This window comes from Pseudomonas mandelii (genome assembly GCF_002251635.1).
GTDB lineage: Bacteria > Pseudomonadota > Gammaproteobacteria > Pseudomonadales > Pseudomonadaceae > Aquipseudomonas > Aquipseudomonas mandelii_B.
In genome coordinates this window covers 23,001-29,000 of the sequence record NZ_NMOJ01000160.1, presented here as the reverse complement: position 1 = coordinate 29,000, position 6,000 = coordinate 23,001, and the positions used below count along the sequence as shown (strand labels likewise).

Annotated in this window: 5 protein-coding genes; 3 read left to right on the top strand and 2 right to left on the bottom strand. The window is 59.3% G+C overall.

The annotated features are described in order from the left end of the window. The 3 genes from B7L09_RS20700 to B7L09_RS20690 all read left to right on the top strand — a co-directional run. A partial coding sequence (locus B7L09_RS20700; protein WP_141213487.1) for a DUF1190 domain-containing protein occupies positions 1 to 342 on the top strand: 342 nt, incomplete at its 5' end. Between the two features lie 12 nt (positions 343 to 354). After that, positions 355 to 1,512, top strand: a complete 1,158-nt coding sequence (locus tag B7L09_RS20695) for a glutathionylspermidine synthase family protein (protein WP_094470396.1) — start codon at positions 355 to 357, stop codon at positions 1,510 to 1,512. A gap of 120 nt (positions 1,513 to 1,632) precedes the next feature. Further along, complete coding sequence (locus B7L09_RS20690; RefSeq protein ID WP_094470395.1) at positions 1,633 to 3,837, top strand: OsmC domain/YcaO domain-containing protein; 2,205 nt, start codon at positions 1,633 to 1,635, stop codon at positions 3,835 to 3,837. Between the two features lie 69 nt (positions 3,838 to 3,906). Here the strand turns inward: B7L09_RS20690 and B7L09_RS20685 are convergent, their stop codons facing one another. Next, complete coding sequence (locus B7L09_RS20685; RefSeq protein WP_094470394.1) at positions 3,907 to 4,434, bottom strand: single-stranded DNA-binding protein; 528 nt, start codon at positions 4,432 to 4,434, stop codon at positions 3,907 to 3,909. A 9-nt stretch (positions 4,435 to 4,443) separates the two neighbouring features. Next, complete coding sequence (locus tag B7L09_RS20680; protein ID WP_094470393.1) at positions 4,444 to 5,841, bottom strand: MFS transporter; 1,398 nt, start codon at positions 5,839 to 5,841, stop codon at positions 4,444 to 4,446. Positions 5,842 to 6,000 lie beyond the last annotated feature (159 nt).

The window sequence follows — 6,000 nt, the reverse complement described above, 5'->3', positions numbered from 1 at the left end:
GCGAACAGTGGCGGCTCAGGCTTCTCCACCAGCAGCCTGCTGACCGGCCTGCTGATCGGCAACATGCTCAGCAACAATCGCAACAGCTACCGCTCCGAGCCGGTGTATCGCTATCGCGATGATCGCGGCAATTACGGCAACTCGACGCTCAGCCAGCGGATTTCGAAGGGCTCGACGTTCACCAAGTCCAATCAGGCGAGGTACGGCAGCAGCAACTACGCCGACTCGGTCCGCTCTTCTACCAGCAAGCCAGTATCCGTGGCTTCGTCCACCTCCCGTGGAGGCTTCGGCAGCAAAGCCAGCGCCCGCAGCGGCTGGGGCGGCGGCGGGTCGAGCAGCTAAGGAAACCGGGCCATGAAAAAAATCCAATGCGCAGAACGTCATGACTGGAAACAGACTGCCGACAGCCTCGGCTTTCTGTTCCACACCATTGACGGCGAACCCTACTGGGACGAGCGCGCGTACTACCAATTCACGCTTCAGCAAATCGAGCGCGACCTCGAAGACCCGACCACCGAGATCCATGACATGTGCATGGACCTCGTGGCCCGCGTGGTTCAGAGCGAAGAGTTGCTGGAACGCCTGAGCATTCCCGCGCCGTTCTTCGACATGATTCGAACCTCATGGCTCGAAGGCCACCCGCACCTGTACGGGCGCATGGACTTCTCCTACAACGGCAGCGGGCCCGCCAAGCTGCTCGAACTCAACTACGACACGCCGACCAGCCTCTATGAGGCCGCGGCGTTTCAATGGGGCTGGCTGGAACAATGCATCGAACGCGGCCTGCTGCCCAAGCATGCCGACCAGTTCAACAGCATCGACACCAAACTGCACCAGGCCTTCGCCCAATTGCAGGTCAACCAGCCGTTCTACTTCGCCTCGATGAAAGACTCGGTCGAAGACAAAGGCACCACCGACTACCTGCGCCTCGTCGCGGAAAAGGTCGGCATCGAATCACGCCACATCGACATCGAAGACATCGGCCTGACCAGCGACGGCCGTTTCGTCGACCTCGAAGATCGCTGGATTCCCCACCTGTTCAAACTGCACGCCTGGGAATTCATCTTCCACGAGCCCTTCGGCACCGCGATTGCCCAGTGCGATACGCAGTTTTTCGAGCCCGCCTGGAAAGCCATCCTCTCCAACAAAGGCATCCTGCCGCTGCTGTGGGAATTCAACCAAGGCCACCCCAACCTGCTCGCGTCCCACCTGGATACCGACCCCGGCAAAGCCGTGCCAAAAGGCTGGGTGCGCAAGCCGTTCTTCTCCCGCGAAGGCGCCAATATCGAACTGCAAACCGCCGACGGNCTGATCGTGAAAGAGGACGGCCCCTACACCGATGCGCCGTTTATCCTGCAGGAATTCGCGCCGCTTCCGCAGTTTGGCGACAGCTTTACGTTGATTGGCTCCTGGGTCGTCGGCGATCAAGCGGCGGGGATCGGTGTACGTGAGGACAACAGCTTGATCACCAAGGATTCAAGCCGGTTCTTGCCGCATCTGATACTCGACTGATCGCTCCATCGCCCCCTAAAAAGGCCCGAGATGGAGATATCGACAGACGCCCGCAAGACTTACGGCTGAAATGCCGGATAATGGCGGCCATTCGTCTAGCCGTTATTCTGGTGTGCCCGCATGGAAATTAAGGTCAACTTTCTCGACAACCTTCGGCTTGAAGCCAAGTTCGACGACTTCACGGTGGTGGCCGATCAACCTATCCGCTACAAGGGCGATGGCTCGGCACCGGGTCCGTTCGACTACTTCCTGGCGTCGTCAGCGTTGTGTGCGGCGTATTTCGTGAAGTTGTATTGCGACACTCGCAGTATCCCCACCGANAATATTCGTCTGTCGCAAAACAACATTGTTGATCCGGAAAACCGCTACAACCAGATCTTCAAGATTCAGGTCGAGTTGCCGGCGGATATCTCCGACAAGGATCGCCAGGGCATCCTGCGTTCCATCGACCGTTGCACGGTAAAGAAAGTGGTGCAGGCCGGGCCGGAATTTGTCATTGAAGAGGTGGAAAACCTCGACGCTGATGCCCAGGCGCTGTTGATGCCCGGCTCGACGTCAGAGGCGGGCACCTACATCGCGGGCAAGGACCTGCCGCTGGAGCAGACCATCGCCAACATGTCCGGCATCCTGGCTGGCCTGGGCATGAAGATTGAAATCGCCTCGTGGCGTAACATCGTGCCTAACGTGTGGTCGTTGCATATCCGCGATGCGCACTCGCCGATGTGCTTTACCAACGGCAAGGGTGCGACCAAGGAAGGCGCACTGGCGTCGGCGTTGGGCGAGTTTATCGAGCGGCTCAATTGCAACTTCTTCTACAACGATCAGTTCTGGGGCGAAGAGATCGCCAACGCGCCGTTTGTGCATTACCCGGACGAACGCTGGTTCAAGCCTGGCCGTAAAGATGAACTGCCGGCCGAAATCCTCGACGCGTACTGCCTGAAGATTTACAACCGCGACGGCGAGTTGCGTGGTTCCCACCTGATCGACACCAACTCGGGCAATGAAGAGCGCGGCATCTGCTCGCTGCCCTATGTGCGCCAGTCGGATGGCGAGGTGGTGTATTTCCCGTCCAACCTGATTGAAAACCTGTTCCTGAGCAATGGCATGAGCGCGGGCAATACCCTGGCCGAAGCCCAGGTGCAGTGCCTGTCGGAAATTTTCGAACGCGCAGTAAAACGCGAAATCATCGAAGGCGAATTCGCGCTGCCGGACGTGCCGGCCGATGTGCTGGCGAAGTACCCCGGGATCCTGGCCGGTATTCAGGCGCTGGAAGAGCAAGGGTTCCCCGTGCTGGTNAAGGACGCGTCCCTGGGCGGTGAATTCCCGGTGATGTGCGTGACCCTGATGAACCCGCGTACCGGCGGCGTGTTCGCCTCGTTCGGCGCGCACCCGAGCCTGGAAGTGGCACTGGAACGCAGCCTGACCGAATTGCTCCAGGGCCGTAGCTTCGAAGGCCTCAACGACTTGCCGCAGCCGACCTTTGAAGGCCACGCGGTCACCGAGCCGAACAACTTCGTCGAGCACTTCATCGACTCCAGCGGAGTGGTGTCGTGGCGCTTCTTCAGTGCCCAGTCCGATTATGAGTTCGTCGAGTGGGACTTCTCNGGCCAGGGTGAAAACTCGAATGCCGAGGAAGCTGCAACCTTGTTCGGCATTCTCGAAGGCATGGGCAAAGAGTCCTACATGGCCGTGTACGAACACCTTGGCGCCACCGCCTGCCGCATCCTGGTGCCGGACTACTCGGAAATTTACCCGGTGGACGACCTGATTTGGGATAACACCAACAAAGCGCTGTTCTTCCGCGCCGATATCCTGAACCTGCATCGCCTGGACGACGANGAACTGAAGGCACTGGTCGAGCGCCTGGTGGAAAGCGAGCTGGACGACTACACCGATATCACCACCCTGATCGGCATCGAGTTCGACGACAACACCGCGTGGGGTCAACTGACGATCCTGGAGCTGAAGCTGCTGATCTATCTCGCCTTGCAGCAATATGAAGANGCGAAAGAGNGCGTGGAAATGTTCCTGCAGTACAACGACAACACGGTTGAGCGTGGCTTGTTCTACCAAGCCGTCAACGCGGTGCTGGAGATGAAGCTGGACGANGACNTGGAGCTGGANGACTACGAGGCCAACTTCCGCCGGATGTTTGGTAACGAGCGGATGGATGCGGTGATCGGCTCGGTGAATGGCAGTGTACGCTTCCATGGTTTGACGCCGACCAGCACCAAACTGGAGGGGCTCGACAGGCACCTTCGGTTGATCGAAAGCTACAAGAAGCTGCATTCGGCACGGGCCAATGTGACCACGTTGGCCAGTTAACAGCGGCAACAAAAAAGCGAAGCCATATGGCTTCGCTTTTTTTTGTCTACGGTTCTGAAAAACTGAGGTTCAGAACGGGATATCGTCATCAAAGCTGTCGAAATCAGGAGCCGGTTGTGGCGCTGCCTGNTGTGGAGGCGGCGCCTGACGCGATTGTTGCGGTGCCGACTGCTGCGGGCGCGGAGCCTGCTGGCGTGGGGCCGGAGCGGACTGCTGGTAGTTATTGCCCCCGCCTTGTTGCTCGCCCTGCTGTGGACGGCCGCCCAGCAGTTGCATGGTGCCTTGCATGTCGACCACGATTTCGGTGGTGTAACGCTTGATGCCGTCTTTTTCCCACTCGCGGGTTTGCAGTTTGCCTTCGATGTAGACCTGCGAACCTTTGCGCAGGTATTCACCGGCGATCTCTGCCACCTTGCCGAACATCGACACGCGGTGCCATTCGGTCTTCTCGACCTTCTGGCCGGTCTGCTTGTCGGTCCACTGTTCGCTGGTCGCCAGACTCAGGTTGGTCACGGCATTACCGTTAGGCAAGTAGCGAACTTCGGGATCCTGGCCGCATGTACCGACCAATATGACTTTGTTAACCCCACGGGCCATAACGTTCTCCTAGGCTACGCACGCTGCCCCGGCCGGGTTGTTCACCAGGCGCTCAAGGGTGGTGCGATCCAATAGTTCTGTGTCCAATTTGATGTAAATCGCCGCTTCATCTTCGACGATCACTGCATCTGTTACCCCGACGACGGCCTTCAGGCGCTCTACCAGGCCAGCTTCACGAATTGCTTCGGGCGACAGCGGCAGGCGCAGGCTTGTGACGTACGGAGGTTCGCGCATGGTAACAGCAAAGGCCAGCCAAAGTGCAGCCAGCCCGGCGCATCCGAGGAACACAACCGACAAACCGCCATGCTGGAACATCCAGCCACCCATGATGCCGCCCAGCGCCGAACCGAGGAACTGGCTGGTGGAATACACCCCCATCGCCGTGCCCTTGCCACCGGCCGGTGAAACCTTGCTGATCAGCGATGGCAACGAAGCTTCCAGCAAGTTGAACGCGGTAAAGAACACCACCGTCCCGATNACCAGAGCCCGCAGGCTGTCGCCGTACTGCCAGAAGAATAGCTCAGTGAGCATCAATGTCGCGACGGCACCCAGGAGAACTCGTTTCATTTTGCGTTTCTTCTCGCCGTAGATGATGAACGGGATCATGGCGAAGAACGAGATCAACAGCGCGGTCAGGTAGACCCACCAGTGCTGTTCCTTGGGCAGGCCGGCTTTTTCGACCAGTGCCAGGGGCAGTGCGACGAAGCTCGACATCAACATCGCGTGCAACACAAAAATGCCAAGGTCCAGGCGCAGCAGGTCCGGGTGCTTGAGCGTCGGGATCAGCGCCTGCCGCGCGACGCCGGACTCACGGTGCTGCAACGGTCCGGTGGAACGCGGCACCATGAACATGACGATCACGATGCCGAACAGCGCCATGCCGCCCGTGGCGAGGAACAACCCCGACAGGCCGAAGGCGCGGGTCAACAGCGGTCCTACAACCATGGCCACAGCGAACGACAGGCCGATGGTCATGCCGATCATGGCCATGGCCTTGGTCCGGTGCTGTTCGCGGGTCAAGTCTGACAGCAGCGCCATCACCGCGGCGGAAATCGCCCCGGCGCCTTGCAGGATGCGTCCGGCGATGACGCCCCAGATCGAATCGGCATTGGCCGCCAGCACGCTACCGAGGGCGAAGATGATGAGCCCGAGGTAAATCACCGGACGACGGCCGATGCGGTCGGAAATGAAGCCGAAAGGAATCTGAAAGATCGCCTGGGTCAGGCCGTAAGCGCCAATCGCCAGTCCGATGAGGGCCGGGGTCGCTCCTGCCAGATCCATCCCATAGGTCGCCAGTACCGGCAACACCATGAACATGCCTAGCATACGGAAGGCGAACACCAGGGCCAGACCGCTTGCTGCTCGGGTCTCGCCGCTACTCATGCGTTCGCTGTGGGGATCGTGCATGGAAAAACCTCGTGTGAACCGGCGGCGATTCTACCAGTCCCATCGATTGACGGGGTATATCGCGACGCTTTGACGCGCTCCGCTGACAGACTCTTCATGTAAGACACAACTCCGCTCGTTTGATAGTGTGCATCCATCCAGTATTTGGCCGTATACTCC